Here is a 26,124-nt window from a genome sequence, read left to right on the forward strand (position 1 = left end):
TCGCGACGGCGCTGCGGGCCGCCGCTATTGGGCTCGAAAGCTATGGACGCGGCGCGGCGATGACAACAGCAAGTAGCAAAAGAAAATCTAAATGAACGAGAAGGCCCCCGCCCCCGACACCGCCCCGGTCGCGGCGACCGTGAGCCGCTGGGCCTTTGCGGCGCTCGTCGGCGGCAACCTTGCGCTCTCGCTCACCGCAATGGTCGTGCGCTATGCCGATACCGGGCCGGTGGCGTCGGCGATGTGGCGGCTGCTTCTCGCGCTTCCCTTCCTGGCCCTCCTCGCGTGGCGCGAAACGGGCGGGCGGGCTCCGTCGAACCGCGCGCTGTGGATCGCGGGCGGCGCAGGCATCTTCTTCGCTTTCGACCTTGCCGCATGGCATATCGGAATCCTCCAGACCAAGGTCGCCAACGCGACCTTGTTCGGCAACAGCGCGAGCCTGTTCCTCGTCCTGTGGGCCATATTGATCTCGCGCATGCTGCCGCGCGGGTGGCAGGCGCTTGCCGTGCTGCTCGCCTTTGCCGGGTCGGCGCTGCTGATGGGGCAAAGCTATGAGGCGTCGGCGCAATATCTGGTCGGCGACCTCTTCAGCCTGCTCGCGGGCGCACTCTATACGGGCTATGTCCTGCTCATGCAGCGCGTGCGCGGCGAGATCGGACCGTGGTCGGCGCTCGCCTGGTCGTCGGGCGCGGGCATTCCCATCCTGCTCGGCACGGCGCTGCTGCTGGGCGAGGCGATCCTGCCGCACAACTGGACCCCGCTCATCCTGCTCGCCGCGATGAGCCAGATCGTCGGGCAGGGCCTGCTCATCTGGGCGCTCCCGCGCTTCTCGCCACTCGTCGTCGGGCTGACATTGCTTGTCCAGCCGGTGGTCGCGGCGCTCGCGGGATGGATCGCGTTCGGTGAGGGGCTGAGTGCAGGCGATGTCGCGGGCGGGCTGATGGTGGCGGCGGCGCTCGTGCTGATACGGTTGCCGAACCGCCGCGCGAAGCCTATCGAAGCCTGATGGCCTCGATCCTGCCCGCCGACCCGACGCTCGACGAGATTCGCGCCGCGCTCGCGCCGCTCATCGCGCAGAATGCCGCGTTCGACGGCTTTGGCGACGCTGCGCTTGCTGCGGCGGCTGAACGGCTGGGGATCGACCCCGACGTCGCGCGGCTCGCCTTTCCAGGCGGTGGGCGCGACATGGTCGACGCCTGGTTCGCCGACATCGATGCAAGCATGGCGGCGAAATGCCCCGCCGGGAAGCTCGCCGAAATGAAAATTCGTGCGCGCATCGTAACGCTCGTTGAAACTCGGCTGGAACTGATCGCCCCCTATCGCGAATCGCTGCGCCGCGCGCTCGCGCTACTCGCGCTCCCGACCAACGCACCGCACGCCGCGCGGCTTGGCTGGCGGAGCGCCGATATGATGTGGCGCCTCGCAGGCGACACCGCGACCGACTATAATCATTACAGCAAGCGCGCGATCCTCGGCAGCGTCTATGGTGCCACGATCGCGGTCTTCCTGAATGACGAGAGCGAGGATTTCGCCGACACGCGCGCCTTTCTGTCGCGGCGGATCGACGGCGTGATGCGCTTCGAGGCGTGGAAGCATCGGCGCGCCGCACGCAAGACCGACCGGCCGAGCCTCGCGCGCTTCATCGGACGGCTGCGCTACCCGGGACGCTGACCTTCGCATAAGGGCTGGCCTTCGCTTCCCGATATTGATAATCGCTCGCAAATGAACGCGAACCTCGATTCCTCCCCGCTCGGCACGCGCGTGCGCATCGCGCATATCGACTGGTCCGGGCTGTCGCACGACGAAGGCCGGCGGCTGCGCGAATTCGGGCTGATGGAGGGGGTTGAGGTGACGCCACTGCATCGCGGCAGCCTCTTCTCGCGCGACCCGCTTGCGCTCGCGGTCGGGCGGATGCGCGTCATCATCCGCGCGCGGCAGGCGGCGGCGATCCGCGTGGAGCCGGCGGCCGCGGCATGACAGGCGCCATCCCCAGCATCGCGCTCGTCGGCAATCCCAATGCCGGCAAATCGAGCCTGTTCAACGCGCTGACTGGCGCGCGGCAGAAGATCGCCAATTATCCGGGCGTCACAGTCGAGCGCAAAGCAGGGCATGCGGCCTTCGCCGACGGACGACCGCTCGCGCTGATCGATCTGCCGGGAAGCTATAGTCTCGACCCGTCGAGCCCCGACGAGGCGGTGACGCGCGACGTCATCCTTGGCAAGCAGGCGGGCGAGCGGCGACCCGACGCGCTCGTCGTCGTCGTCGACGCGGCGAACCTCGACAATCATCTCTGCTTCGCGCTCGAACTGATCGCGCTGGGGCTGCCGACGATCGTCGCGCTCAACATGGTCGACCTTGCGACGCGCGACGGGTTGACGCTCGACCCCGACCGGCTCGCGCACGAGCTTGGCGTTCCCGTAATCTCGACCGTCGCGGTGCGGCGGCGCGGGCTGAGCGAACTGCTCGCGGCGGTCGATGGCGCAATCCTGTCGTATCAGACGCAGGCCGTCGCCCCCGCCGACGCGCCGCGCAGCGACCAATCGCTCCACCAGCGCGCGCGCGCGATCGCCCGCGCCGCTACGATTGCCGAAACGCCCGTGCGGCGCTGGACGCAGCGCGCCGACGCAGTCTTCCTTCACCCCGTGGGCGGCTTCCTGATTCTGCTCGCGTTGATGTTCGTCATGTTCCAGGGCGTCTACGCCTGGTCGGAGGCGCCGATCGGCTGGATTGAGGGCGGCATCGCCGCGCTGCAGGAAGCGGCCATCGCGACCATGCCCGACGGCTTTTTGCGCGGGCTGATCGTCGAAGGGATATTGGGAGGCGTCGGATCGGTCGTCGTCTTCCTGCCGCAGATCCTCATCCTCTTCTTCTTTATCCTGCTCGTCGAGGCGTCGGGTTACATGACCCGCGCCGCTTTCCTGATGGACGGCATCATGGCGAAGGTCGGCCTGTCGGGGCGCGGTTTCATTCCGCTGTTGTCGAGCTTTGCCTGCGCGGTGCCCGGCATCATGGCGACGCGCGCGATACCCGACGCCAAGGACAGGCTGACGACGATATTGATTGCGCCGCTGATGACCTGTTCGGCACGGCTGCCCGTTTATACGCTGATCATCGGCGCCTTCATCCCGGCGCAGAGCGTCGGCAACACGCCGATCGGGCTGCAGGGTCTGGTGCTCTTTGGCCTCTACGTCTCGGGCATCGTCGGCGCGCTGGTCGTCGCGCTTGTGCTGCGGCGAACGGTCGCCAAAGGAAACGCAGCGGGCTTCATGATGGAAATGCCGCGCTATCAATGGCCGCGGATGCGCGACGTCGCGATCGCGCTCTGGCAGCGCGCGTGGATCTTCCTGCGCCGTGCGGGGACGATTATCTTCGTCACGACGATCGCATTGTGGCTGCTGCTGACCTACCCCCAGGTGCCGGAGGGGACTAGCGAAAGCCAGGTCGATTACAGCGTCGCCGGCCGCATCGCGAGCGGGCTGGAAGTCGTCGTTGCGCCGATCGGTTTCAACCACGACATCGCGGTGGCGCTGATCCCGGCCATGGCGGCGCGCGAGGTCGCGGTGTCCGCGATGGCGACCGCCAATGCGATCGATGCTGGCGATGACGAGGAGGCGATGGCCGAGTCGCTTGCTGAACGGCTTCAGGGACGCTGGAGCCTTGCAACCGCGCTCGCCTTCCTCGCCTGGTTCGTCTTTGCGCCGCAGTGCATTTCGACGATCGCGATCACGCGGCGCGAGACCAATGGGTGGCGCTGGCCGTTGTTCATGGTTGGCTATTTGTTCGCGCTCGCCTATGCCGCTGCTGGTATCACTTACTGGACGGCCGTCGCTTTCGGGCTAGGCTGATCCTTCCAACTTTCAAGCGGAGCGGAGCGGCGGATGGCTGGCAGCGTCAACAAGGTAATTTTGATCGGCAATCTGGGCGCCGATCCCGAAATCAAGTCGTTCCAGAATGGCGGCAAGATCGCCAACATCCGCATCGCGACCTCCGAACAGTGGAAGGACCGGATGACCGGCGAGCGCAAGGAGCGCACCGAATGGCACAATGTCGTGATCAACGGCGAGGGTCTGGTAGGGGTCGTCGAACGCTATCTGAAAAAGGGCAGCAAGGTCTATATCGAAGGCAGCCTGCGCACGCGCAAGTGGCAGGACCGCGACGGCAATGACCGTTATACGACCGAGGTCGTGATCGCGGGCATGGGCGGCACGCTGACGATGCTCGACGGAGCGCCCGGCGGCGGCGGATCGCGCGGGGGCGGTGGCGGCGACGACTGGGGTTCGTCGGGCGGCGGATCGGGCGGCGGCTGGAACCAGGGCGGCGGCGGATCGCCGGGCGCCAGCAGCTCGGGCGGCGGACGTCCGCCGTTCGACGACGACCTCGACGACGACGTCCCATTCTGAGCGCAGCATAGGTGACGAGCGAACAGCTGACCGCCGCCGATGTTGCGCGCGGCGTGTGCCGGCTGTTCGCGCAAGCCGGGCTCGTCGCCATCCCCGAAGTGACATTGCCGAACGGACGCCGCACCGACCTGACCGCCATCGATGCCAAGGGCCGGATCACCATCGTCGAGATCAAGGTCAGCCGCGCCGACCTGCACGGCGACGGCAAATGGCCCGACTATTGCGACTGGTGCGACCATTTCTATTGGGCGCTCGCGGCGGGGCTCGACCCTGCGATCCTCGACACGCCCGACTATCGCCCCGAGACATCGGGGCTGATCGTCGCTGATCGCTATGGCGCCGCCGTGGTGCGTGAAGCGGCGAGTTGCAACCTGGCGCCTGCACGGCGCAAGGCCGAACTGCTCCGCATCGGCCGCATCGCGATGCGGCGATCGATGATCGCGGCGGACCCGGAACTGGCGGCAGGGTGGGCCGAGGGCTGATTCGACTGGCGGCGGCGCGGGAAGATTATCTCACGCGAAGGCGCGAAGAGGAAAGCCAGAACAGTCGCCATTCGATTATCTAACACAAAGGCACAAAGAGGGCGGCTGGCCCAAACGACGCAGCCGAGAGACTGGTGCGAAGCGCCATTGTCATGCTCGGCTGCGGCGACCAGAGACCGACGCGCAGCACCGCTCGCTCGTTGTGTCTTTGTGTGAGATTCGTTTTCTTTGCGCGAGCCAATCCGGTAACCTGCCTCGAAGGCCAGTTAACCCCGCACCTGCTGCATCCGCGCCAGATAGCGCGCAAGAATGTCGATTTCGAGATTCACTGGCCGCCCCGCCTTCACCTCGTCGAGCGTCGTCATCTCCTGCGTGTGCGGGATGATGTTGAGCGTGAAATGCGCGCTGCCGCCGGGCTGATCGGCGACCTCGTTAACGGTCAGCGAGACGCCGTCGAGCGTGATCGATCCCTTGGGCGCGATATGCGGCGCGAGGCTTGGGGGCGCCTCGACGGTCAGTTTCACGCTGTCGCCGACCGGTTCGACCGCGACGATCCGGCCGACCGCGTCGACATGGCCGGTGACGATATGCCCGCCCAGTTCGTCGCCGACCTTGAGTGCGCGTTCGAGGTTGAGGCGGCGCCCGGCGTCCCACATGCCGGGTGCGGTGCGCGCGAGCGTTTCGGCGCTCGCGTCGATCGCGAACCAGTCGCCCTGGCCATCGCGCCCCTTGTCAACAACGGTCAGGCACGCGCCCGAACAGGCGATCGATGCGCCGAGGTCGATCGTGGCGGTGTCGTAGGTCGTGCCGATGACGAGACGCGTGTCGCCGCGATCCTCGCGTGCGCGGATGGTGCCGATGTCGGTGATGATGCCGGTGAACATGAAGCGGTCATTCCTTCCTGACGCGCTCGTAAACGTCGAGACGGTCGCTGCCAAGCATGCGGCTGTCGACAAGGCGCCAGCGGCCGTGCGCCGCTGCCAGATCGGCGAGTCCTATATCGCCGAGCGCTGACTTGCCATCGCCAATCAGGATTGGCGCACGATAGAGGAGAAGCCGGTCGACACGGTCGGCGGCAAGGAATGCCGATGCCGCGCCTGCGCCGCCCTCGACGAGCAGCGAGTCGACGCCGGGGTCGGCGTCGGGCGCCGATAGTGCGGTCCACCCGTCGGGCGCCATTCCCCGTGTAAGAAGGTAGCGGCGCGGCGCGCGCGCTTCGAGTCCCGCAAGGCGGACGTCGAGCCGCGGCGCATCGGCGTCGAGGGTGCCGCGTCCGGCGACGATTCCCTCGTGCCGCGCGCGTTCGAGATGCGCGTGCGCGCGCGCGCGGGCGCCGGTGATCCAGCGGCTCGTCCCGTCGGCGCGCGCGATGCAACCGTCAAGCGATGTCGCGAGCTTGAGCGTGACGAACGGCCGGCCGCGCGTAGCGCGTGACCACCACGGGGCCATCGCGGCGCGCGCAGCGTCGGCACCGACGCCGGTATCGACCTCGACGCCAGCCTCGCGCAGCCTTGCAATGCCGCGTCCGTCGGTGCGCGGGTCGGGATCCTGCAGTGCGACAACGACGCGCGCGACGCCCGCGTCGATCAACGCGTCGGCGCAACAGGGACCACGCGGACTCGCGTGCGCACAAGGTTCGAGCGTGACATAGGCGGTCGCACCGCGCGCGCGCGCACCGGCCGCGGCGAGCGCCATCGCTTCGGCGTGCGGACGGCCGGCGGGCTGCGTCCAGCCGCGGCCGACAGTTTTGCCTTCCGCGACAAGGATGCAGCCCACGTTGGGATTGGGGGCTGATAGCCCATAGGCGCGCTGCGACAGCGCGGTGGCGGTGGCCATCCAGTCAGCCCGGCTATGCGCCATTCGCGTCAGCGGTCCTGCGATGGTGCCGCGCCGCGCGCCGCGCGCTCGGCGAGCGTTGAACGCTTCGGCGGCTCGGGGCGGCGTTTGGCGGCCTCGGCGGCCTCCTCGCCGATAGTGTCGCGCGTTACCTCGTCGGCTTCGGCCGAATCATATTCGATCCCCAGGCTATCGGCGAAGCGCTGATATTCGGCGCGCTTTTTCGCGTTGCGCGCTGTCGTTTCCTTCGCGCGGTCAATCCAGTCAGCGCGCACTTCGGCGGCGCTGCGGTTCGTGGTCCAATTCTCGAAATAGATGATTTGCCGTTGCGGCGGGTCATAGGGGATCAAATGCTCCGAAAAGCCATAGAAGACGACGACCGGAAGGACGAGTGCGACACCCCACGCAGTCCAGCGGTGCGGCCGCGGTTCGCGGATATAATCCCAGAAATCGGACAGGCCGCCGCCGATGTCGACCTTGCTGAACATGCTCATGGGTCCGATTTAAGGCATCGCGCGGCATATTGCGAGCGGAAGCGGCGATTGCATCGGGCAACAGCAACCGTTTTCACGATTGCAAAAACTGCAATCGCGGATGCTTTTTTCGCAGTTGCGAAATTCATTGTGCACTGCAATATCACACTTGCCTTTTAGGCATCCTCTCCCAAAACTTTTACGGGCCGCCTTCGGGCGGCCCTTTTTTTCGACTTTTTTTGGTTGAGTGACGATTCGCCCGGCGAATCAGGCTTGAAGCGGCATGCGCCTTTCGAAACGGCGCACTTCAGCGATGAAGCTTCCCGGCAAAGCTGTCGCTTTCCCGGTGTCGAGATCGACATGGGCATAGACGATCTCGATGTCGGTCAGCCGTTCCTCGCCGCGAAATATGGCGCAGTGAAGCGTGAAGCTGGTCCGGCCGAAATGGCTTATGCGCGCCGCAATGGTGATGAGCTCGTCGAGCCGTGCCGGGGCGTGATAATCAATTTCGCAGTGCGTCTCGCGGATATCTGTACCATATTGGTGAAAATAGGGTCCCGGCTGCCCCTCGCCGAGCGCACGGAAATATTCGGTCACACCGACATCGGCGTAAATCAAATAATTTCCGTTGAAGACGATATTCTGCCCGTCGATCTCGTTAAAGCGTACGCGCACCGTCTCGCGCACGCGAAAATCCTCGAGCGGGACGGCCGACCGGTCGCTGCTGCCCATCGCCGCCTCAGGCCGCGAGCGCCGACGGCGCGCGCGCAATCGGTGCGCACGCGGCTTCGAGCCAGGCGCGATCGGCGCCGTCCATCGCCGGTCCGAGTTTCGCAAGCACCGATGCATGATAGTCGTCGAGCCAGTCGGCTTCGGCGGGTGACAACAGCGCAGGGTCGATCAGGTCGCGCGCGATCGGCGCAAAGGTGATCGTTTCGAACCCCAGCATCTCCTCTTCGGCGCCGTCGATCGCCTGCGGCACGACGACGACCAGATTCTCGATGCGAATGCCGAAATGCCCCGCCTTGTAATAGCCTGGCTCGTTAGACAGGATCATCCCCGCGTGTAGTGGCTCCTCGGTCCCCGCCTGCCCGCCGGCGGGCTTGGCGATGCGCTGTGGCCCTTCGTGAACGGCAAGATAGGTTCCGACCCCATGGCCGGTGCCGTGCGCATAATCGACCCCGTCGGCCCACAGATATTGGCGCGCAAGGATGTCGAGCTGGCTGCCGCGCGTTCCCTTCGGGAAGCGCGCGGTCGCAAGCGCGATGTGGCCCTTCAGCACCTGGGTGAAGCGGCGGCGCATCTCGGCGGTCGGAGTCCCGATTGCGATCGTGCGCGTGATGTCGGTGGTGCCGTCGTCATACTGGCCGCCCGAATCGACAAGATAGAGCGTGCCTGTCTCGATCGCGCGATTGGTCGTTTCGTCGACCTTGTAGTGCGGCAGAGCGCCGTTGGGGCCGACAGCCGAGATGGTGTCGAACGACAGGTCGCGCAGAACGCCGCTCTCTTCGCGAAAGGCGCGGAGCTTTGCCGCGGCGCCGAGTTCGTCGAGCCCGCCCTGCGGCGCGATTTCCTGCATCCATTTGAGAAAGCGCGCGACCGCGGCGCCGTCGCGAACGTGCGCGGCGCGGGTGCCCGCGAGTTCGGTGTCGTTCTTGATCGCCTTCGGTAGCACGGCTGGATCGCGGTGCCGCTCGATTTTCGCGCCCGCACGTTCGAGCGCGGTGAAGATTGCGGCGACGGCGCGGTCGGGGTCGACCGCGACCTTCTGGCCGGCGAGGTCCGCAAGCGCTCCCTCGAACGCATCGCGATCGTGGATGCGCACGCTGTTCCCCAGATGCGCGCGCACCGCGTCGCTGACCTTTTCGGGCGCGATGAACAGGTCGGCGGTCGCATCGGCGTGGAGCAATGCGAAGGCAAGACCGACCGGCGTATGGCTGACGTCCTCGCCCCGGATGTTGAAGGTCCATGCAACCGAATCGAGCGCGGTCATCACCGTCGTGTCGAGGTTGTTCGCCTTCAGCCAGTCGGCGATGATCGTGCGCTTGTCGGCCGCCGACTGGCCCGCGCGCTCGGCGTCGTACACCGATACCGGCGCGGCGCTCGGCGCGGGCTGATCGGTCCATGCGGCATCGACCGGATTGGTGTCGACGGCGACCAGTTCGGCTCCCTTCGCCGCGAGCGCACGCTCGAGCGAGCGAGCCCAGTCGATCGCATGGAGCCACGGGTCATAGCCGACCTTCTGCCCCGCCTTGACGTTCGTGCCGAGCCATTCCGCGACGCTCGATTGCGGCACGCCGACATAGTCGTAAAGCGCGCCGTCGACCTGATCGCGCACCTGCACCGTGTAGCGCCCGTCGACGAACACTGCGGCCTTTTCGGGCAGCACCGCTGCGGTTCCCGCCGAGCCGCCGAAGCCGGTCAGCCACGCCATGCGCTGGGCGTATGCGCCAACATATTCGCTCATATGTTCGTCGCTGATCGGCACGACGAAACCGGAGAGACCGCGCGCCGCGAGTTCGGCGCGCAGGCGGGCGAGACGGTCGGCATAATCGGGGCCGGTGACAGGGCTGGACATCGGTGCTTCCTTGTTCCTACATCGCAGCCTTCCCGCCCAACCGGGCGGCGCCGCGGGAGTTTTGTCGATGCGCGCTATTTGGATGTTTCTGGCAGCAATTGCCACCCCGCTCGTCGCGCCCGCCGATGCTTTTGCAGAACAGAAAGACGCCGCATTGACCCACAACGACCTGCCGCCTGCCCCGATTGCCGAACAACGCCCGCGCGAGGTGACATTGCACGGGAGGACGCTGTCGGACCCATGGCACTGGCTGCGCGACCAAAGCTATCCCACGATCGATGACGAGGACATCCTTGCCTATGTGAAGGCCGAGAATGCCTATTTCGATGCTGCAATGAAGCCGCATGCGGACCTTGTCGAAACCTTGTTCCAGGAAATGAAGGGCCGCATCAAGGAAGCCGATGCCAGCGTGCCGCAAAAGGACGGCGACTGGCTCTATTGGGTCGAATATGAGGAAGGCGCCGAATATAAGAAATGGTATCGCAAGCCGGCAGCGGGGGGCGGCGAGGCGCAGCTGATCCTCGACGAAGTCGCGATGGCCGAAGGCAAGGAATATTTCCGCCTCGCCGAACTGTCGGTCAGCCCGAACGGCAAGCTGATGGCCTATTCGTTCGACGACAATGGCTCCGAACGATTCGAGGCGCGCATCCGCGACCTCGAGACGGGCGAACTCCTGCCCGATACCATCCCCGGCACGCTCTCGTCGCTCGTCTGGACGGCGAACAACGACGCGATCCTCTATGGCCTCGCGAACGAGAATTGGCGCACCGACAATGTCCGGCTTCACAAGCTCGGCACGCCGGTTGCCGAGGACAGGCTGCTCTACAAGGAGGCCGACATCGGTTTCGGCGTCGGCATCGGCAAGACCGCCGCCGACAATTATATCGTGATCGCGACGGGCGATAACGAGACGAGCGAGGTCTATCTGCTCCCCGCCGACAATCCGGAGGCCAAGCCGCTGCTCGTCGCGCCGCGCCAGAAGGGCCGCGAATACAGCGTCGATGAGCGCGAGGACATTCTTTATATCCACACCAACGACGAACATCCCAATTTCCGCGTCGCGACCGCGAGCATCGACAAGCCTGGCGAATGGAAAACGCTGATCCCCGGATCGGACCACAGCTACATCACCGGCCTGTCGATCTTCCGCGACTATTTCGTGCTGGAGGCGCGCGAGGACGGGCTCGATCAGGTCGATGTCCGCAAATATGACGCGCCGTTGACTCCCGGCCGGATCAAGTTTCCCGAGGCGACCTATGTCGCCGGCCTCGGCGACAATCCCGAATATCATCAGGACAAGCTGCGCCTCGACTATGAATCGATGGTCACCCCCGACACCGTCTATGACTATGATCTGGCCAGCGGGACGCTCGAAACGCTGAAGGTGCAGGAAATCCCTTCCGGTTACGATTCGTCACAATATATTACCGAATGGGTGAATCTTCCGAGCCGTGACGGCAAGACGATGATTCCCGCCTCGCTCGTCTACAAGAAGGGTACGAAGCTCGACGGCAGCGCGCCGATGCACCTCTATGCCTATGGCTCCTACGGCTATCGCGTCCCGCCGGGCTTTTCGACGACGCGACTCAGCCTCGTCGATCGCGGTATGATCTATGCCATCGCGCATGTCCGCGGCGGCGACGACATGGGGCGCGCCTGGTATCTTGCGGGCAAGACAACCGAGCGCACGAACACGTTCAACGATTTCATCGACGTCGCAAAGGGCCTGATCGCCAAGAAATATACGAGCGCGGGCAAGATTTCGATCGAGGGCCGCTCGGCGGGCGGACAGGTAATGGGCGTCGTCTATAACGAGGCACCCGAATTGTGGGGCGCGGTGCTCGCAGGCGTGCCCTTCGTCGACGTCATCAACACGATGATCGACGAGGATTTGCCGCTCACCCCCGGCGAATGGCCTGAATGGGGCAATCCGATCACCGACAAGGCGGCGTTCGATTATATGCTGGGGTACAGCCCCTATGACAATGTGACGGCAAAGGCCTATCCGCCGATGTTGGTGTCGGCGGGGCTCAACGACCCGCGCGTCACCTATTGGGAGCCCGCCAAATGGGTCGCCAAGCTCCGCGCGACGCGCACTAATGACGCACTCCTTCTCCTGCGCACCAACATGGGCGCGGGCCACGCTGGCAAATCGGGCCGCTGGGGCGCGCTCCACGAGGATGCCGAAGAATACGCCTTCGTGCTGACGCAGCTGGAGGTGGAGAAGTAATCTGCTCTGGTGATCCCGGCGAAAGCTGGGACGACATCGCTATCGAGAGAGACAGCCGCGCGCCACCAGTTCGCGCTCCAACGTCGTCGCATCGACGAAAACATGTCCTGCGATGCCCACCGACTCGGCGCCCGCGACGTTCTTCGCCACATCGTCGACGAACAACGCGCCTGCGGGGTCGATGCCGAATCGGTCGATCGCGAGGCGAAAGATGGCGGGTTCGGGCTTCATCAGCCTTTCGGTGCCCGACACGATGATGTCCCGAAAGCGATCGAACACCGGCTGGGTCGGCCGGAAACCCTCCCAGAATTCATGGCCGAAGTTGGTGATGGCGAAGAGTGGCACGCCCGCGGCGTCGAGGCGCTCGACCAGTTCGAGACTGCCGGGCACCGGGCCCGGAATCGTCTCGTTGAAGCGCGCCGCATAGGCATCGATGAGCGCGGCATGTTCGGGGAACTCCGCCTTGCGCTCGGGCAGCATCTCGGCGAGCGGGCGGCCGGCATCGTGCTGGAAATGCCATTCGGGCGTGACGACGTTGGTCACGAACCATTCGAGCTCGTCGCGGTCGTTGATCAGCTTCGCGAACAAATGGCGCAGGTCCCAGTCGAAAAGAACGCGGCCAACGTCAAAGATCACGCATCGGCGAATCATGGGCACTCCACACGCGCGAAAGCGCCGCCGGAATCATCCGACGGCGTCACGCTGGCTTGCAATAGCGCGCGGGACATAGGCCCCGGCAGGGCTGGTCAGCCCTGGCGCGCCTTGAAACGGCGGTTGGTCTTGTTGATCACATAGGTCCGGCCGCGGCGGCGGATCACGCGGTTGTCCCGGTGGCGGTCCTTCAGCGACTTCAGGCTGTTGCGAATCTTCATTGCTCTTGTCCGTAAAAACTCTGGCGTTGCACGCGAAGCGGCGCACCTATGGCGAAGCGGGTCGAAAGTCAACCGGGAACGCACGCAATTTCAGGCAGCGAGCCGCCTTTCGGCGAGCGCGCGTTCCCACGCCAGCGCATGCGCAACGATCGTGTCGAGGTCGGCATAGAGCGGTGCCCAGCCGAGCGCCGCGCGAATCGCGCTGTTGTCGGCGACGAGCGCATCGGGGTCGCCCGGGCGGCGCCCGACGATGCGGCGCTCGACTGGGCGGCCCGTCGCGCGATCGACCGCGTCAAGCACTTCGCGCACCGAAAAGCCGCGCCCATATCCCGCGTTGAGCCGGTGGCTCGTCGCCGGATCGGCGATCAGCGCGTCGAGCGCGAGCAGATGCGCGGCGGCGAGGTCGCTGACGTGGATATAGTCGCGCACCCCCGTTCCGTCGGGCGTTGCGAAATCGGTCCCGAAAATGTCGACATGGCGGCGGCGGCCGAGCGCCGCTTCGACCGCTACCTTGATCAGATGCGTGGCACCGACGGTCGACTGGCCGCTGCGCGCGTGCGGATCGGCACCCGCGACGTTGAAATAGCGCAGCGCGCAATAGTTGAAGTCGTGCGCCGCAGCAACGTCGATGAGCATCCCCTCGGTCATCAGTTTCGACATGCCATAGGGGTTGATCGGACGTTGCGGCGCGTCCTCGCGCACCGGGATCGCGTCGGGAATACCGTAGGTCGCCGCGGTCGAGGAAAAGATGAAGTGGCGCACCCCGGCGAGCACTGCAGCCGCGATCAACGACCGGCTGCGCGCGCTGTTGTTGTCATAATATTTGAGCGGGTCGGCGACCGATTCGGGCACCACGACCGATCCCGCGAAATGCATGATCGCGCCGATCCGATGCTCGGCAAGCACCCGCGCGACAAGCCGTTCGTCGCCGACATCCCCCTCGACGAAGACGGCACCGGTGGGCACCGCCCAGCGGAAGCCCGTGACCAGATTGTCGAGCACGACGACGCGCCAGCCGGCATCGAGCAGAGCCAGAACGGCGTGGCTGCCGATATAGCCCGCACCGCCGGTGACGAGCACGGCAAAGGGACGCGGCGAATGGCGATGGGGCGCAGAGGGCACGGCTTGTCGGCTCCTTTGGCCGAAAAGCTAGCCCGCAAGTGGTTAGAATAAGGTTAGCGGGAGGCGAGTGCGCCTATCCCGCCAGCGCTTTCTGCCGCCGTCGCTGGACCGACGAACCATAGCCCATCGATTCGCGATATTTGACCACGGTGCGCCGTGCGATGTCGTGCCCCTCTGCCGACAGTTTCTGCGCGATCGCCTCGTCGGAGAGGATCGCCTTCGGGTCCTCGGCGTCGATCAGCGCCTTGATCCGGCTCTTGACCGCCTCGGCCGACACCGCGCCGTCGCCGTCGGTCGCCGATATGCCCGAGGAGAAGAAATATTTGAGCTCGAACAGCCCGCGCGCGCACGACAGATATTTATTGCTCGTGACGCGGCTGACGGTCGATTCGTGCATCCCGATTTCCTCGGCGACCTGCCTCAGCGTGAGCGGGCGCATGTGCGCGACGCCGTGGAGGAAGAATCCCTCCTGCTGCTTGACGATCGCGCTCGCGACCTTGACGATCGTGCGCTGGCGCTGATCGAGCGCGCGCACGAGCCAGTTGGCACCCGCAAGCTGTTCGGACAGCCATGCCTTGCTCTTCGCCGCCGCGCCCTTCGCAAGTTCGGTATAATAGCGGCGGTTTACGAGCAGACGCGGCAGCGTCCCGCTGTTCACCTCGACCGCCCAGCCCTTTGCCGTCTGGCGCACGAACAGGTCGGGGACGACCGCCTGCGCCGGGGTGCCGCCGAAACGCAGTCCCGGCTTGGGATCATAGCCGCGAAGTTCGCGGATCATGTCGACAATATCCTCGTCATCGACGCCGCAGATGCGCTTGAGCTGCGGGAAGGCGCCCTTGGCGACCAGGTCGAGGTGCGCGATCATGCACGCCATCGCCGGGTCGTAGCGGTCGGCCTCGCGCGCCTGGATCGCGATACATTCAGAGAGGTCGCGCGCGCCGACTCCCGACGGGTCAAAGGTCTGCACGCCGGCGAGCACCCCCTCGATGAGTGCAAGCGGAACGCCGAGCCGCTGCGCGAGCTCGGTCAGGTCGGCACGCAAATAGCCAGCCTCGTCTATCAGCGCGACGATCTGTTCGGCGACCATCGCCTCGATGCCGGAAAAATGTTCGCCGACTTGCACGAGAAGATGTTCGTGGAGCGTTTCGTCGGCGCCCGCGAAACTGTCGAAGTCGATCCCCTCACCGTCGCCGCCCGAAAGGCCGACGCTGTCGCTGACGCTGTCGTGATGGAATTGTTCGGCACCGAAATCGACATCAAGATCGTCGGCAGTCCCGGCGGCGGATTCGAGCGCCGCGTCGGTTTCGGGGGCTTCGATTACGGGAGGCAGGGCCTCTTCAACCGCTTCGTCGGGGGAGGCATCGTTGTCACCTGATGCCGCATCAAGCAGCGGATTGCCTTCGAGCGCTTCGGCGAGATAGGCTTCGAGTTCGAGGTTCGACAGCGCGAGCAGCTTGATCGCCTGCTGCAGCTGCGGCGTCATCACCAGCGATTGCGACTGGCGGAGATCGAGGCGCGGACCCAACGCCATGAGAATTATGACCTCACAGCATGCTCAAAGCGAAAAGCCCTCGCCGAGATAGAGGCGGCGCACCTCGGGGTCGGCGACGAGCTCGGCGGGCGACCCGGCGAGCAGCACCTTGCCGTCATAGATGATGCATGCACGGTCGACGAGATCGAGCGTTTCGCGGACATTATGGTCGGTGATGAGGACACCAATGCCGCGCGTCTTCAAATCGGCGACAAGGTCGCGGATGTCGCTGATCGAAAGTGGGTCGATACCGGCAAATGGTTCGTCGAGCAGGATGATCGACGGGTTTGCGGCGAGCGCGCGCGCAATTTCTGCGCGGCGCCGTTCACCGCCCGACAGCGCCATCGCCGCAGCATCGCGCAGCCGCGTCAGCCCGAATTCGTTGAGCAGCTCCTCGAGCCGCCGTTCGCGCGCGACCTTGTCGGGCTCGGCGAGTTCGAGCACCGCCTCGATATTCTGCGCCACCGTCATACCGCGAAAGATTGAGGTTTCCTGGGGAAGATAGCCCAGGCCGAGGATCGCCCGGCGATACATCGGAAGCGCGGTAATGTCGGAACCATCGAGCATGATGCGTCCGGCGTCGGGCTTCACCAGCCCCATGATCGAATAAAAACAGGTCGTCTTGCCCGCACCGTTGGGGCCGAGCAGGCCGACGACCTCGCCCTTCGCAACCGAAAGCGACACGTCGGACAGGACGACGCGCTTGTCATAGCTTTTGGCAATCGAAATAACGGCAAGGCCGTTGCCCGACGCGGCATCCTGCTGCGCGTGCGCCGTATGTTCGGCAACGCCATGATCGTCGGCGACGAGCGTCGCGGGGGCAGTTTCGTCAGTCATGACGCCGCGTTACCCGACGCGGGCCGTCAGCGTCAATCTGGCAGGATTTTTGCAGGCGGGCTTTTGGTCGCCCCGGTTGGCGATGGATGCGGGTGTCAGTGTGCCGCCTGCGGCCCGCGCACCACCCCCGACTGTGCGAGTTGCTCGTCGATTGCCGCAATCAGCCGCTCGAGCGCGGCTTCGTCCTGAGCCTCGGCGCGCGCGACGAGTACGTCCTGCGTGTTCGACGCGCGGAGCAACCACCAGCCGTCGTCGGTCTTCACACGCGCGCCGTCGGTGCGGTCGACTTGCGCGCCCGAAGCCGCAAGGCGGTCGAGAACTTCGTCCACAATGGCAAATTTGCGCGACTCGTCGACCTGAAAGCGCATTTCGGGTGTGTTGACCATCGGCGGCATCGCACCGCGCAACTCGGTCACGCTCTGCCCCAGTTTCGTCGCGGCCTCGATCAGCCGTACCGCGGCATAGGGCGCATCGTCGAAACCGAAATAGCGGTCGGCGAAGAAGATATGACCGCTCATCTCGCCCGCCAGCGGGCTGCCGGTCTCCTTCATCTTCGCCTTGATCAGGCTGTGCCCCGTCTTCCACATCAAGGGGACGCCGCCCAGTTCGGCGACGCGGTCGAACAGCGCCTGGCTGGCCTTCACATCGGCAATCACCGTCGCGCCGGGATGCTCATGCAGCAGCGCGGCGGCATAGACTTGCAGCAGCTGGTCGCCCCAGATCACGCGGCCCTGCCCGTCGATTGCGCCGATGCGGTCGCCGTCTCCATCGAATGCGACGCCGAAATCGAGGCTCTTCTCCGCGACCAGTTTCCGAAGATCCGCCAGATTCTTCTCTTCGGTGGGATCGGGATGGTGGTTCGGAAAATGCCCGTCAATGTCGGTAAAGAGCAGATGATGCTCGCCCGGAAGACGCGCGGTGAGCTTTTCGATGACTGTGCCCGCAGCGCCATTCCCTGCGTCCCAACCGATACGGAAGGCGCCGCCGGCGAAGCCTTCGACAAGCCGGTCGACATAGGCGTCGACGATGTCGATGCGCTCCGCCGCGCCTTCGCCGCTCTCCCAGTCGCCCGCCGCAGCAATCGTCCCGATCCGCTGGATGTCGGCGCCGAAAAAGGGCCGCCCCTGCAGCACCATCTTGAAACCATTATAGTCGGGGGGGTTGTGGCTGCCGGTTATCTGTATGCCGCCGTCAACATCCTGCGTTGACGCGGCATAATAGAGCATCGGCGTCGGTCCGAGCCCGACATTCAGCGCGTCGACGCCCGCATCGTTGATCCCGCGCACCAGCGCCTCGGCGAGCATCGGCGACGACAGCCGCCCATCATAGCCCACCGCGATGCGCCGACCGCCCGCGCGCATGACCAACGTCGCGAAGCTGCGCCCGATTGCATAGGCGTCGGCATCCGACAAAGTATCGCCGACGACACCGCGAATGTCATATTCGCGCAGCATCGTCGGATCGAAAACATGGGTCATTGTCACTCCCCGGCAAATTCTGGTCAGGCCGCGGCGAATAGATCGCCGTCGGGATGGAACCGTTCGCGCGCGGGAAGGTTCAATCCCCCCATCGCCTCGCGCAATTCCTGCCGCGCGACGACATGGCCGATGCCCATCCCGCCAAGATGCGCCTTGTCGAGCAGGGTCAGCCCCGCCGGGAACAGCTCGCGATAGATGACGCGCTCGCCGAGTCCCGGAATGACGCGAAAGCCGACGCGGCGCGACAGCTGCGTCAGCGCTTCGCCGACGCGCCGCATATTGTGCGCGTCGACGTGCTGGAGGCGGTTGCGCAATATGATCCAGTCGATCGTCCGCCCGTCGGTTTTCGCGCGCGCCTTGCGCGTGTCCCAGATGAGTTCCGAATAGAAGCTGGGTCTCGTGACCTGGAAATTTTCCGGATCGACCTGCCCGATGAGATCGAAGTCGATGAAGCTGTCGTTGATCGGGGTGATCAGCGTATCGGCGCTCGTCGCAAGGTGACGCGCGAAGACGTCGTCGCGTCCGGGCGTGTCGGCGATGAAATAGTCGGCGCCGTCGCTGAGGCGCGCGACCTGGGCGTCGAGTTCCTCGATCGTCGTCCCCTCGAACACCTCGAAGCGCGGCGTCGGCAGCATGATGTCGCGCCGCTTCGCCGTGTTTTCGCGATTCTCGAGATAGCGGTGAAACGTGCGCTGGCGCGGGTCGAGGTCGATGCCCGCGACACGCCAGCCCTGACTTGCGAGCGCAACCGCGAAATGCACGGCGCAGGTCGACTTGCCCGTCCCGCCCTTTTCATTCGCAAAGATGATCCGGTGGGGGGCGGGCGTCGTCATGACCGTTGCGAATTTCCTGCTGGCGCGGCATGGCGGCCGCACGGGTTGGCGTTTCAACGCCGCCAATATCGGAGGGCGGGCAAGCGTGCAAATCATCCGTGACATCGCCACGCTTCATCGCGCGGTCGCCGCGCTGGGGCAGGGCGGCAAGAGCGTCGCGCTCGTGCCCACGATGGGCGCGCTCCACGAGGGACATCTGTCGCTCGTGCGCATGGGCAAACGCGTCGCCGACCATGTCGTCGCCTCGATCTTCGTCAATCCAACGCAATTCGGTCCCAACGAGGATTATGCCGCCTATCCACGCGACGAAGCGCGCGATGCCGCGATGCTGGTCGAAGCGGGGGTCAGCCTGCTGTGGGCACCCGATGTCGGCACCATGTACCCCGAAGGGCACAGCACCCATATCGAGGTCGCCGAACTCGGCAGTGACTATTGCGGTACTGCGCGTCCCGGCCATTTCGACGGGGTCGCAACGGTTGTCGCCAAACTGTTCAACCAGGTACGTCCCGACATCGCGATTTTCGGCGAGAAGGATTGGCAACAGCTTGCCATCATCCGCCGGATGGCGCGCGACCTCGACCTTGGTGTCGAGATCCTGGGTGCGCCGATTGCGCGCGACACCGACGGACTCGCGCTGTCGTCGCGCAACGCCTATCTGACAGCGGAAGAGCGCAAGCTTGCGGCGGTCTTTCCCAAAACGCTCGCCGCGACGGCGGACGCGATCGCCGGCGGCGCGAGCGTCAGGGAAGCCCTCACCGAGGCCGAAGCGGCCATCGTTGCGGGCGGGTTCGACCGCGTCGATTATGTGGCGCTCGCCGATGCCGGCAGCCTTGAACGGCTGTTCGAATGGCGCCCGCCCGCCCGTCTGCTCGCCGCCGCGCGAATCGGAAAGACACGCCTGATCGACAATTATCCCGTCGGCTGATACGCAATAAAATCACGGTTTTTCAATAGAATTGCCGTTTATCCACGAAAAACTGTGGTCGCTGTTAACGCTTTGTTGACCATAAACCGCAAGGTTCGACCTCGAAGTTTCCTGTGGGGGGAAATGACAGGGGGTATTCATGGCCAACAGTCTGAAGTCCGCTCAATATCTGATCGAAAGCCGACTGCTCGATGCGGCACGCGGCGATGCCAACGCTTATTTCGATCTCGGCATCGCCTTTTCGACAGGCACCGGCGGCGTCGACGTCGACCTAATCCAGGCGCATAAATGGTTCAACCTCGCCGCGCTCGGCGGCAACAAGGAAGGCCAGCGCTGCCGCGCCGACCTGTCTGACGAGATGAGCCGCGACGAGATCGCCGAGGCGCAGCGACAGGCGCGCGCATGGCTCGACGAAACCGCGCGGCGTCCGGATAGCCGGCGTTTCGCGGCCTAATCCTTCCGCCTGAACGGCATCTGGCCTTCGAGCCAGTCCAATTCCTGCTCTTCGACCTGCTGCTCGCGCTCCAGAAAATCCGCGACGGCGCGGCGAAAGCCCGGATCGGCGATGAAATGCGCTGACCAGGTCGCAACGGGGCCATAGCCGCGCGCCAGCTTGTGCCCGCCTTGCGCACCCGCCTCGACCCGCGATAGCCCGCGCTCGATCGCAATATCGATCGCGCGATAATAGCAAAGCTCGAAGTGCAAATAGGGGACGTCGGCAATGCATCCCCAATAGCGCCCGTACAGCGTATCGCTGCCCACAAGATGCATCGCACCCGCGACCGGCCGGTCATCGTCATAAGCGATCAGCAGGATGACGCGGTCGGCCATGCGCGCTCCCATCAGGTCGAACGCCGCGCGCGTCAGATAGGGATGCCCCCATTTGCGCGCGCCCGTGTCCTGATAGAAAAGCCACATCGCGTCCCAATGCTCGGCGCGGATCGCATCGCCGGTCAGTTCCTCGATGCGTAGTCCTTCGACGGCGCGCGCGCGTTCCTTGCGGAGTTGCTTGCGCTTCGCCGATGTCAGCGTGCCGAGAAAGTCGTCGAACGATGTGTAACCGCGGTTGGCGAAATGAAATTGGATGTCGCGCCGAACGAGCCAACCCGCCTCCTCGAACAACTCCATCTGCTCGGGAGCGACAAAGGTCGCGTGCGCCGACGACAGCCCGTTCTGCCGCACCACCGCCTCTGCTGCGCGGATCAACAGCATCGCGTCGCCGCGGTCGCATGCGAGCAGTCGCGGCCCCGGTACAGGGGTGAAGGGCACAGCGAGCTGAAGCTTCGGATAATAATCCCCGCCCGCGCGCGCCCAGGCGTCGGCCCAGCCATGATCGAACACATATTCGCCCTGGCTGTGCGACTTGAAGTAGGCGGGCGCAGCGGCAACGAGCGTGCCTCGGTCATCCTCGACAAGCAGCGGCGCAGGTTGCCAGCCGGTGCCTGCCCCGACGCTGCCCGATTCCTCGAGCAGCGTCAGAAAATCATGGCCGACGAAGGGATTGCCGCCGTCGTGCAACGCGTCCCACGCCGCGCCTTCGACGGTTCCGATGCCCGTGCCGAGCGAGATCGTCCGGGCTGGCGGGTCGGCTTCGGCCACCGGCGCTAGGCGGCTTTCACCGCAACGATGGCATCGACTTCGACCGCTGCGCCGAGCGGGAGCGCCGCGACGCCGACCGCGCTGCGCGCATGGCGCCCGGTATCACCGAATAATTGTTCCATCAGTTCCGAAGCGCCGTTCGCAACCTTGGGCTGCTGGGTGAAGGCAGGGTCGCTGTTCACGAAGACTCCGAGCTTGACGATCTTATCGACGCGCGACCAGTCGCCGCCGAGCGCCTGGCCGATCTGCGCGACAAGCATCAGAGCGCAGCGGCGTGCGGCGTCATAACCGGTCGCCTCGTCCATGTCGGTGCCGAGCCGGCCGGTAACGACCTGCCCGTCACGGAACGGCAGTTGTCCGCTGATGTGCAGGAGCCCACCCGCCTCGACGGTGGGGACATAGGCCGCGACCGGGGCCGCAGGCTTGGGGAGTTCGAGGCCGAGTTCGGCGAGCTTGGCGGCAATATCCATGGGGTCGATCCTTCTTGTTCAAGCCAGTGCGGGTTCGGGCGCGCGAACGCCCTCGGCGATCCGCGCCAATATCCAGTCGCGCGCCGCTGTCCAGTCGTCGATACGCGCATGCGCGTGCGATGCAGCGACAATCTTGTCCGCAATCGCCGGTTCGCCGACCATGTGCAGGCGCCACACGCCCGGCGCTTCGTCCGCAACCGAGCGGTGATGATTGGCAATGTCGTCGATGAAGATCGCGACCGGCGGCTCGCGTTCGGCAATCAGCCGCGCAACGGGTTCGCCCTTGCCGCCGCGGCTGCCGATCACCGGCGCGTCAAGACCGAGCGCGGCGAGCTGGTCGGCGCGGCGCTGCTGATGATCGGGGCCGACATTGGTGAGCACGACGATATCGGCCTGCGCGCCGATCGCCGCCATCGCTTCGAGCGCGCCGGCAATCGGATATTGGCGCCCCATTTCGGTGCGGAAAAAACCGTCGAGCAATGGCCAGACCTCGGCCGCCTCGAGCGGCGTTCCGCATTCCTTGCGCTTGAGCGCCCCCGCGAAGCTCGCATCTTCGATACGAAAGATTACGCCATGTTCGGCGTCGACCCATTCGGCAAAGGGGACGACCATGTGCATCAGCACCTCGTCGCAATCGGTAATGACGAGCGGGCGGGTCATGCATCCATCCTTTGGTTTCCTTCGAGCCGCTGCGCGGCGGCGGCAATTATCTGCGGTTCGAGGCCGAGTGCGTCGGCGCAGGCGACCAGATCGGGTTCGTGCGCGACCAGAAACCCCAGTATCGCGGCGAGTGTTGCGCGCTCGCCCAGCGTTGCGCGCAGCCCGTCTGGGGTCAATCCCGTCATGCCGAGCAATCGCTCAGCGCGCGGCTCGTCGGCCAATATCCACCCGAGCGCGCCCAGCGCTATCGCCGCATCTTCGTCGCGCACCCGAAATTTCCCTTCGCCGCGAGGCAATTGAGTCGCGCGGCCGATTCGCCTAGACCGGCCGCTTACGCAAGGTGGGAAACGGAAGCGGCATGGGCAAGACCATATTGGTCGTCGAGGATAATGAGCTGAACCTTCGGCTCTTCTGCGACCTGCTCGACGCCCATGGCTATCGCGCGCACCCGGTCCGCGATGGCCGCGATGCCGTCGCCCGCGCCCGCGAAGTTGCGCCCGACCTCATCATCATGGACATCCAGCTGCCGCACGTCAGCGGGCTCGACCTCATCAAGCAGATGAAGGCCGATGATGCGCTTAAGGCCGTGCCGATCATGGCGGTGACCGCCTATGCGGGGAAAGGCGACGAGGAACAGATCCGCGCCGCGGGTGCCGAAGCCTACGTGTCCAAGCCCATTTCGGTGATCAAATTCATCGAAAGCGTGGGGGCGTTCGCGTAAGTCGGGCTTCCGACCAATCGCGGCCATCAGATCCTCCCTGTGCCGCAGGCATGGGGTGGGGCAGCCCGAAGGGCTGACGGAGGGGCTAATGGCGCAACGTCGCGGCCCCTCCACCCCTCCCCATGGCTTCGCCACAGGGAGGATTTACGGCCGCTTCCTACCCCAAAGCCGCCATCCGCCACATACGAAAAAGGGCGGCGCAAGGCCGCCCTTCTGGACCCCGCCTTCGCGGGGAGGATGCATCGCTAGCCGTTCAGCGATGCTGAACGGACCAATGCGTCACTTGATCTTGGCTTCCTTGAACTCGACATGCTTGCGTGCACGCGGATCATATTTGCGCACCGACATCTTCTCGGTCATCGTGCGCGGGTTCTTCTTGGTGACATAGAAAAAGCCCGTGTCGGCGGTGCTCACCAGCTTGATCTTGACGGTCGTCGGCTTGGCCATGGCCCTGTTCCTCGAAAAATCTGCACATCCGCCGGTTGCCTGGCGCATGCGGCGGGACTGTGGGCCCCGGCGGTTGGTTTGAAAAGCAAGAGGGCCGCGCGACTACCGCGCCGCCCCCATTTATCCGCGCGCCATTGGCCGGATTCGGCGCTTGTGTCAAGCGAAAGGACGCGCGGGCGGCACGAAACCGCCCGCGCTATCGAAGACCTCAACCGCTCCGGATCTGGAAGCGCACGGTCATCACTTTCCAGCTTTCCTCGGCCACGCCGCCTCGCGTCGCAGGCTTGAAGCGCCATTTGGCGAGCGCGCGTCGCCGTGTCTCCTCGAAAAAGCCTGGGCTGTCGGTGCTGACAAGTTCGACCGCCTTGACGCGCCCGTCGGTCCCGATCAGCACGCGCACTTTGGCGACGCCCTCGATTCCGCGCCGCTGCTCGCTGGGCGGATATTCGGGCTGGAACGCCCCTGCATAGCGCCCATCGATTTCGGCGATCACGAGCCGCGGTTGCGGCGGCGCGGGCGGGTCCACAATCACCGGCCCGCTGCCCGTCCCCGACGGCAGAACATAGGGCTCGGGAGCCATGACGACCGGCGGGACCTGCGCGACCGGTGGCAATGGGGTGGGCACCGTCGTCACCGCCGGGGTGACCTGCCGGGGCGTCGTCGCCGGCTGGGGTTCCGGCTCCGGGGGAGGTTTGGGCAATTCGATGAGCGTGCCAGTAATCGGCTTCGTCCGGGGTGCCGGCTCGACGACCATGGGCGACAGCGCCACCGCGACCACCAACCCCGCAGGCAAGCCGATCGCTATCGCCGCCGCCAGCGGGCGGTGGCGCGCGCCGGGATCATAACCGCTTCGCTTGCGCGGCGCCGCAGGGCCGACCGGCGCGGTCATCGCCTCGGGCGTCGCGACAATTGCCGAGATAAGGGGAATCAGGGTCATGGCACCTCTCCTTGCCAAAAGAACCCGCCGCCGCCGCGTCGACCGCAATCATCCGGCGAGATGGAGAAGTTATACTATAACATAACTAAACTGGTCAAGTTTCTCGGCGCTGGCTCCAACTTTGGCGACGGCGCTATTGAGCAGAGAGCCGCGCGACCGCCGCATCCTTGGCGATCAGCGGGAGCAGTTCCGCCATGTCGGGGCCGTGATCGCGCCCGGTGAGCGCACGCCGCAACGGCAGGAACAACGCGCGGCCCTTGGCGCCAGTCGCCTCTTTCACCGCCGCGCCTAGTGCGTGCCACGGGTCGGCGCTCCAGTCGAGTTCGGTCGCCGCAGCGGCGGCAGCAGCGAGCACCGGCCGGTCGCCCGCGTCGGGAACCGGGGGCGTGAAGGGGCCGTCGAATACCGGAACCCATTCGGCAGCCTCGGCGAGTGTCATCAGATTGGGGCGAATCGCATGCCAGCGCACTGCATCGATTCCTGCGGGCAGCCGGTTGGCAACCGTCTCATAGTCCAGATGGTGCAGGATCTTCTGGTTGAGCAGCGCAAGTTCGGCCTCGTTGAAACGCGCCGGGGCTCGGCCGAAGCGCGCAAAGTCGATGCTCTCGACCAGCGGCGCGGCATGTGTCACCGGCTCGACCGGATCGCTCGTCCCGAGCCGCGCGAGCAGCGCGACGAGCGCGATCGGCTCGATCCCCTGTTCGCGCAAATTGTCCATCCCGAGCGAGCCGAGCCGCTTCGACAATTTGCCCTCGGTACCCACCAGCAGCGCTTCGTGCGCGAAGGCGGGCGGCGCGGCGCCGAGCGCTTCGAACATCTGGATCTGCGCCGCGGTGTTCGACACATGATCCTCGCCGCGGACAACATGGGTGATGCCCATCGCAATGTCGTCGATCACGCTGGGGAGCAGGTAGAGCCAGCTGCCGTCGGCGCGGCGCACCACGGGATCGGACATGGTTTTCGGTTCGAAGTGCTGCGGTCCGCGAACAAGGTCGGTCCATTCGATCGCGGCGTCGTGGTCGAGGCGAAAGCGCCAGTGCGGCGCCACGCCTTCGGGGACCGGCGCACCATCGGGCTTGCGCTCATAGACCGGCGGCAGCCCACGCGAAAGCAGCACCTTGCGCCGGATATCGAGCTCGTCGGGCGTTTCGTAGCAAGCATAGACGCGCCCCGCCGCCTTCAGCTTTTGAAATTCGGCTTCGTAGAGATCGAAGCGCGCCGACTGCCGCTCCTCGCCGTCGATATCGAGCCCGAGCCACGCAAGGTCGGCGCGGATGCCCTCGACATATTCCTCTTTCGAGCGTTCGAGGTCGGTGTCATCGATGCGCAGCAGAAAACGTCCGCCATGCCGGCGCGCCCACATCCAGTTATGAAGCGCGGTGCGAACATTGCCGACATGCAGGTTGCCGGTCGGCGAAGGGGCGAAGCGGGTCGTGACGGTCATAGCGCGCGCCTATAGCGAGCTTTTTCCCGTGCGTCAGTCGGCTTCCTCGACTTCGTCGATCTTGCGCTGCGTGATGACATGCGCGGCCCAGCGCATCGCCATCCCGACGACAGACAATAGCCCGCCGCCGATGATGACCAGCGCAATCGTTTGCGACTCGCCCGGCGCGGGCCAGGCGACCCAAGCAAGCAGTACAACGCTGACGATCGACAAGGCATAACCCAGTCCGGTGAGCCAGTTCGTCATGAC

At 65.3% G+C, this 26,124-nt stretch carries 30 protein-coding genes; 10 read left to right on the forward strand and 20 right to left on the reverse strand.

Annotated elements, in window-relative coordinates; genetic code table 11:
* The first annotated feature begins 91 nt into the window (after positions 1-91).
* From JI743_RS11475 to JI743_RS11500, 6 genes are read left to right on the forward strand one after another with little or no spacing between them, the layout of a single operon-like run.
* Positions 92-1,006, forward strand: coding sequence for a DMT family transporter (locus tag JI743_RS11475; protein ID WP_201928436.1), 915 nt, complete (start codon positions 92-94; stop codon positions 1,004-1,006).
* A complete protein-coding gene (locus tag JI743_RS11480) occupies positions 1,006-1,671 on the forward strand; it encodes a COQ9 family protein (RefSeq protein WP_201928437.1) in 666 nt (221 codons plus the stop codon). Before JI743_RS11475 ends, JI743_RS11480 begins: the two co-directional genes overlap by 1 nt.
* A gap of 51 nt (positions 1,672-1,722) precedes the next feature.
* Positions 1,723-1,977, forward strand: coding sequence for a FeoA family protein (locus JI743_RS11485; RefSeq protein ID WP_201928438.1), 255 nt, complete (start codon positions 1,723-1,725; stop codon positions 1,975-1,977).
* On the forward strand, positions 1,974-3,845 hold the full coding sequence (gene feoB / locus JI743_RS11490; protein WP_201928439.1) for a ferrous iron transporter B: 1,872 nt from the start codon (positions 1,974-1,976) through the stop codon (positions 3,843-3,845). The genes JI743_RS11485 and feoB overlap by 4 nt, the downstream gene beginning before the upstream one ends.
* A 33-nt stretch (positions 3,846-3,878) precedes the next feature.
* A complete protein-coding gene (gene ssb / locus JI743_RS11495) occupies positions 3,879-4,400 on the forward strand; it encodes a single-stranded DNA-binding protein (protein WP_201928440.1) in 522 nt (173 codons plus the stop codon).
* Between the two features lie 11 nt (positions 4,401-4,411).
* The gene (locus tag JI743_RS11500; RefSeq protein WP_201928441.1) at positions 4,412-4,882 is read left to right on the forward strand and encodes an MmcB family DNA repair protein; all 471 of its coding nucleotides are present in this window, start codon (positions 4,412-4,414) and stop codon (positions 4,880-4,882) included.
* Positions 4,883-5,148: 266 nt separating this feature from the next.
* On the opposite strand, the gene JI743_RS11505 is transcribed toward JI743_RS11500, so the two are convergent.
* The 5 genes from JI743_RS11505 to JI743_RS11525 form a co-directional block, all read right to left on the reverse strand.
* Positions 5,149-5,766 (reverse strand): riboflavin synthase, encoded by a 618-nt coding sequence (locus JI743_RS11505; protein WP_201928442.1) that lies wholly within the window; start codon positions 5,764-5,766, stop codon positions 5,149-5,151.
* A 7-nt stretch (positions 5,767-5,773) separates the two neighbouring features.
* A complete protein-coding gene (gene ribD / locus JI743_RS11510) occupies positions 5,774-6,718 on the reverse strand; it encodes a bifunctional diaminohydroxyphosphoribosylaminopyrimidine deaminase/5-amino-6-(5-phosphoribosylamino)uracil reductase RibD (protein ID WP_201928443.1) in 945 nt (314 codons plus the stop codon).
* A gap of 29 nt (positions 6,719-6,747) precedes the next feature.
* Positions 6,748-7,212: a hypothetical protein gene (locus tag JI743_RS11515; RefSeq protein ID WP_201928444.1), complete on the reverse strand. Its 465-nt coding sequence runs from the start codon at positions 7,210-7,212 to the stop codon at positions 6,748-6,750.
* 246 nt (positions 7,213-7,458) lie between these two features.
* Positions 7,459-7,923: an acyl-CoA thioesterase gene (locus tag JI743_RS11520; RefSeq protein ID WP_201928445.1), complete on the reverse strand. Its 465-nt coding sequence runs from the start codon at positions 7,921-7,923 to the stop codon at positions 7,459-7,461.
* Between the two features lie 7 nt (positions 7,924-7,930).
* Positions 7,931-9,769 (reverse strand): aminopeptidase P family protein, encoded by a 1,839-nt coding sequence (locus tag JI743_RS11525; RefSeq protein ID WP_201928446.1) that lies wholly within the window; start codon positions 9,767-9,769, stop codon positions 7,931-7,933.
* A 67-nt stretch (positions 9,770-9,836) separates the two neighbouring features.
* Between JI743_RS11525 and JI743_RS11530 the strand changes: the two genes are divergently transcribed.
* Entirely contained in the window at positions 9,837-11,999 is a 2,163-nt protein-coding gene (locus JI743_RS11530) for a S9 family peptidase (protein ID WP_227340106.1), read from the forward strand.
* Positions 12,000-12,038: 39 nt separating this feature from the next.
* Here the strand turns inward: JI743_RS11530 and JI743_RS11535 are convergent, their stop codons facing one another.
* The 7 genes from JI743_RS11535 to JI743_RS11565 form a co-directional block, all read right to left on the reverse strand.
* On the reverse strand, positions 12,039-12,650 hold the full coding sequence (locus JI743_RS11535) for an HAD family hydrolase (protein WP_201928447.1): 612 nt from the start codon (positions 12,648-12,650) through the stop codon (positions 12,039-12,041).
* Between the two features lie 95 nt (positions 12,651-12,745).
* Positions 12,746-12,871 carry a type B 50S ribosomal protein L36 gene (gene ykgO, locus JI743_RS11540; protein ID WP_003046794.1) on the reverse strand — a complete coding sequence of 42 codons (126 nt, stop codon included), beginning with the start codon at positions 12,869-12,871 and terminating at the stop codon, positions 12,746-12,748.
* A gap of 90 nt (positions 12,872-12,961) precedes the next feature.
* A complete protein-coding gene (galE, locus tag JI743_RS11545) occupies positions 12,962-13,993 on the reverse strand; it encodes a UDP-glucose 4-epimerase GalE (protein ID WP_201928448.1) in 1,032 nt (343 codons plus the stop codon).
* Positions 13,994-14,066: 73 nt separating this feature from the next.
* Positions 14,067-15,524: an RNA polymerase factor sigma-54 gene (gene rpoN / locus JI743_RS11550; protein WP_201928449.1), complete on the reverse strand. Its 1,458-nt coding sequence runs from the start codon at positions 15,522-15,524 to the stop codon at positions 14,067-14,069.
* A gap of 24 nt (positions 15,525-15,548) precedes the next feature.
* Positions 15,549-16,361: an LPS export ABC transporter ATP-binding protein gene (gene lptB, locus JI743_RS11555; RefSeq protein WP_201928450.1), complete on the reverse strand. Its 813-nt coding sequence runs from the start codon at positions 16,359-16,361 to the stop codon at positions 15,549-15,551.
* A gap of 95 nt (positions 16,362-16,456) precedes the next feature.
* The gene (pgmG, locus tag JI743_RS11560) at positions 16,457-17,839 is read right to left on the reverse strand and encodes a phosphoglucomutase/phosphomannomutase PgmG (RefSeq protein WP_201928451.1); all 1,383 of its coding nucleotides are present in this window, start codon (positions 17,837-17,839) and stop codon (positions 16,457-16,459) included.
* 23 nt (positions 17,840-17,862) lie between these two features.
* A complete protein-coding gene (locus tag JI743_RS11565; RefSeq protein WP_201928452.1) occupies positions 17,863-18,672 on the reverse strand; it encodes a division plane positioning ATPase MipZ in 810 nt (269 codons plus the stop codon).
* Between the two features lie 85 nt (positions 18,673-18,757).
* Here JI743_RS11565 and panC point away from each other — a divergent pair, with 85 nt between their 5' ends.
* Complete coding sequence (gene panC, locus JI743_RS11570; RefSeq protein WP_201928754.1) at positions 18,758-19,597, forward strand: pantoate--beta-alanine ligase; 840 nt, start codon at positions 18,758-18,760, stop codon at positions 19,595-19,597.
* A gap of 139 nt (positions 19,598-19,736) precedes the next feature.
* Positions 19,737-20,051, forward strand: coding sequence for an SEL1-like repeat protein (locus tag JI743_RS11575; RefSeq protein WP_201928453.1), 315 nt, complete (start codon positions 19,737-19,739; stop codon positions 20,049-20,051).
* Here the strand turns inward: JI743_RS11575 and JI743_RS11580 are convergent.
* The 4 genes from JI743_RS11580 to JI743_RS11595 are packed head-to-tail and all read right to left on the reverse strand — an operon-like array spanning position 20,048 to position 22,595.
* The gene (locus JI743_RS11580; protein WP_201928454.1) at positions 20,048-21,196 is read right to left on the reverse strand and encodes a GNAT family N-acetyltransferase; all 1,149 of its coding nucleotides are present in this window, start codon (positions 21,194-21,196) and stop codon (positions 20,048-20,050) included. The genes JI743_RS11575 and JI743_RS11580 overlap by 4 nt on opposite strands.
* A gap of 5 nt (positions 21,197-21,201) precedes the next feature.
* Complete coding sequence (locus JI743_RS11585; RefSeq protein ID WP_201928455.1) at positions 21,202-21,666, reverse strand: RidA family protein; 465 nt, start codon at positions 21,664-21,666, stop codon at positions 21,202-21,204.
* Positions 21,667-21,684: 18 nt separating this feature from the next.
* Positions 21,685-22,326 (reverse strand): HAD family hydrolase, encoded by a 642-nt coding sequence (locus tag JI743_RS11590; protein ID WP_201928456.1) that lies wholly within the window; start codon positions 22,324-22,326, stop codon positions 21,685-21,687.
* Positions 22,323-22,595: a DUF3572 domain-containing protein gene (locus JI743_RS11595; protein ID WP_201928457.1), complete on the reverse strand. Its 273-nt coding sequence runs from the start codon at positions 22,593-22,595 to the stop codon at positions 22,323-22,325. Before JI743_RS11595 ends, JI743_RS11590 begins: the two co-directional genes overlap by 4 nt.
* A gap of 89 nt (positions 22,596-22,684) precedes the next feature.
* Here JI743_RS11595 and JI743_RS11600 point away from each other — a divergent pair, with 89 nt between their 5' ends.
* Positions 22,685-23,047, forward strand: coding sequence for a response regulator (locus JI743_RS11600; RefSeq protein ID WP_201928458.1), 363 nt, complete (start codon positions 22,685-22,687; stop codon positions 23,045-23,047).
* A 279-nt stretch (positions 23,048-23,326) separates the two neighbouring features.
* Here JI743_RS11600 and rpmG read toward each other — a convergent pair whose 3' ends face one another.
* The 4 genes from rpmG to JI743_RS11620 all read right to left on the reverse strand — a co-directional run bounded on the left by rpmG (position 23,327) and on the right by JI743_RS11620 (position 26,121).
* Entirely contained in the window at positions 23,327-23,494 is a 168-nt protein-coding gene (rpmG, locus tag JI743_RS11605; RefSeq protein WP_003042331.1) for a 50S ribosomal protein L33, read from the reverse strand.
* A 208-nt stretch (positions 23,495-23,702) separates the two neighbouring features.
* On the reverse strand, positions 23,703-24,431 hold the full coding sequence (locus tag JI743_RS11610; RefSeq protein WP_201928459.1) for an energy transducer TonB: 729 nt from the start codon (positions 24,429-24,431) through the stop codon (positions 23,703-23,705).
* 133 nt (positions 24,432-24,564) lie between these two features.
* On the reverse strand, positions 24,565-25,875 hold the full coding sequence (gltX, locus tag JI743_RS11615) for a glutamate--tRNA ligase (RefSeq protein WP_201928460.1): 1,311 nt from the start codon (positions 25,873-25,875) through the stop codon (positions 24,565-24,567).
* Positions 25,876-25,908: 33 nt separating this feature from the next.
* A complete protein-coding gene (locus tag JI743_RS11620) occupies positions 25,909-26,121 on the reverse strand; it encodes a hypothetical protein (RefSeq protein WP_201928461.1) in 213 nt (70 codons plus the stop codon).
* Positions 26,122-26,124 lie beyond the last annotated feature (3 nt).

The sequence above is a fragment of the Sphingopyxis jiangsuensis genome, from assembly GCF_016734905.1.
Lineage (GTDB): Bacteria > Pseudomonadota > Alphaproteobacteria > Sphingomonadales > Sphingomonadaceae > Sphingopyxis > Sphingopyxis jiangsuensis.

Excerpts from the sequence above, each read along its gene's own strand:
- JI743_RS11475 (WP_201928436.1), top strand. The coding sequence starts at position 92 with ATGAACGAGAAGGCCCCCGCCCCCGACACCGCCCCGGTCGCGGCGACC.
- JI743_RS11480 (WP_201928437.1), top strand. The coding sequence starts at position 1,006 with ATGGCCTCGATCCTGCCCGCCGACCCGACGCTCGACGAGATTCGCGCC.
- JI743_RS11485 (WP_201928438.1), top strand. The coding sequence starts at position 1,723 with ATGAACGCGAACCTCGATTCCTCCCCGCTCGGCACGCGCGTGCGCATC.
- feoB (WP_201928439.1), top strand. The coding sequence starts at position 1,974 with ATGACAGGCGCCATCCCCAGCATCGCGCTCGTCGGCAATCCCAATGCC.
- ssb (WP_201928440.1), top strand. The coding sequence starts at position 3,879 with ATGGCTGGCAGCGTCAACAAGGTAATTTTGATCGGCAATCTGGGCGCC.
- JI743_RS11505 (WP_201928442.1), bottom strand. The coding sequence starts at position 5,766 with ATGTTCACCGGCATCATCACCGACATCGGCACCATCCGCGCACGCGAG.
- ribD (WP_201928443.1), bottom strand. The coding sequence starts at position 6,718 with ATGGCCACCGCCACCGCGCTGTCGCAGCGCGCCTATGGGCTATCAGCC.
- JI743_RS11515 (WP_201928444.1), bottom strand. The coding sequence starts at position 7,212 with ATGAGCATGTTCAGCAAGGTCGACATCGGCGGCGGCCTGTCCGATTTC.
- JI743_RS11520 (WP_201928445.1), bottom strand. The coding sequence starts at position 7,923 with ATGGGCAGCAGCGACCGGTCGGCCGTCCCGCTCGAGGATTTTCGCGTG.
- JI743_RS11525 (WP_201928446.1), bottom strand. The coding sequence starts at position 9,769 with ATGTCCAGCCCTGTCACCGGCCCCGATTATGCCGACCGTCTCGCCCGC.
- JI743_RS11530 (WP_227340106.1), top strand. The coding sequence starts at position 9,837 with ATGCGCGCTATTTGGATGTTTCTGGCAGCAATTGCCACCCCGCTCGTC.
- JI743_RS11535 (WP_201928447.1), bottom strand. The coding sequence starts at position 12,650 with ATGATTCGCCGATGCGTGATCTTTGACGTTGGCCGCGTTCTTTTCGAC.
- ykgO (WP_003046794.1), bottom strand. The coding sequence starts at position 12,871 with ATGAAGATTCGCAACAGCCTGAAGTCGCTGAAGGACCGCCACCGGGAC.
- rpoN (WP_201928449.1), bottom strand. The coding sequence starts at position 15,524 with ATGGCGTTGGGTCCGCGCCTCGATCTCCGCCAGTCGCAATCGCTGGTG.
- lptB (WP_201928450.1), bottom strand. The coding sequence starts at position 16,361 with ATGACTGACGAAACTGCCCCCGCGACGCTCGTCGCCGACGATCATGGC.
- pgmG (WP_201928451.1), bottom strand. The coding sequence starts at position 17,839 with ATGACCCATGTTTTCGATCCGACGATGCTGCGCGAATATGACATTCGC.
- JI743_RS11565 (WP_201928452.1), bottom strand. The coding sequence starts at position 18,672 with ATGACGACGCCCGCCCCCCACCGGATCATCTTTGCGAATGAAAAGGGC.
- JI743_RS11575 (WP_201928453.1), top strand. The coding sequence starts at position 19,737 with ATGGCCAACAGTCTGAAGTCCGCTCAATATCTGATCGAAAGCCGACTG.
- JI743_RS11585 (WP_201928455.1), bottom strand. The coding sequence starts at position 21,666 with ATGGATATTGCCGCCAAGCTCGCCGAACTCGGCCTCGAACTCCCCAAG.
- JI743_RS11590 (WP_201928456.1), bottom strand. The coding sequence starts at position 22,326 with ATGACCCGCCCGCTCGTCATTACCGATTGCGACGAGGTGCTGATGCAC.
- JI743_RS11600 (WP_201928458.1), top strand. The coding sequence starts at position 22,685 with ATGGGCAAGACCATATTGGTCGTCGAGGATAATGAGCTGAACCTTCGG.
- rpmG (WP_003042331.1), bottom strand. The coding sequence starts at position 23,494 with ATGGCCAAGCCGACGACCGTCAAGATCAAGCTGGTGAGCACCGCCGAC.
- JI743_RS11610 (WP_201928459.1), bottom strand. The coding sequence starts at position 24,431 with ATGACCCTGATTCCCCTTATCTCGGCAATTGTCGCGACGCCCGAGGCG.
- gltX (WP_201928460.1), bottom strand. The coding sequence starts at position 25,875 with ATGACCGTCACGACCCGCTTCGCCCCTTCGCCGACCGGCAACCTGCAT.
- JI743_RS11620 (WP_201928461.1), bottom strand. The coding sequence starts at position 26,121 with ATGACGAACTGGCTCACCGGACTGGGTTATGCCTTGTCGATCGTCAGC.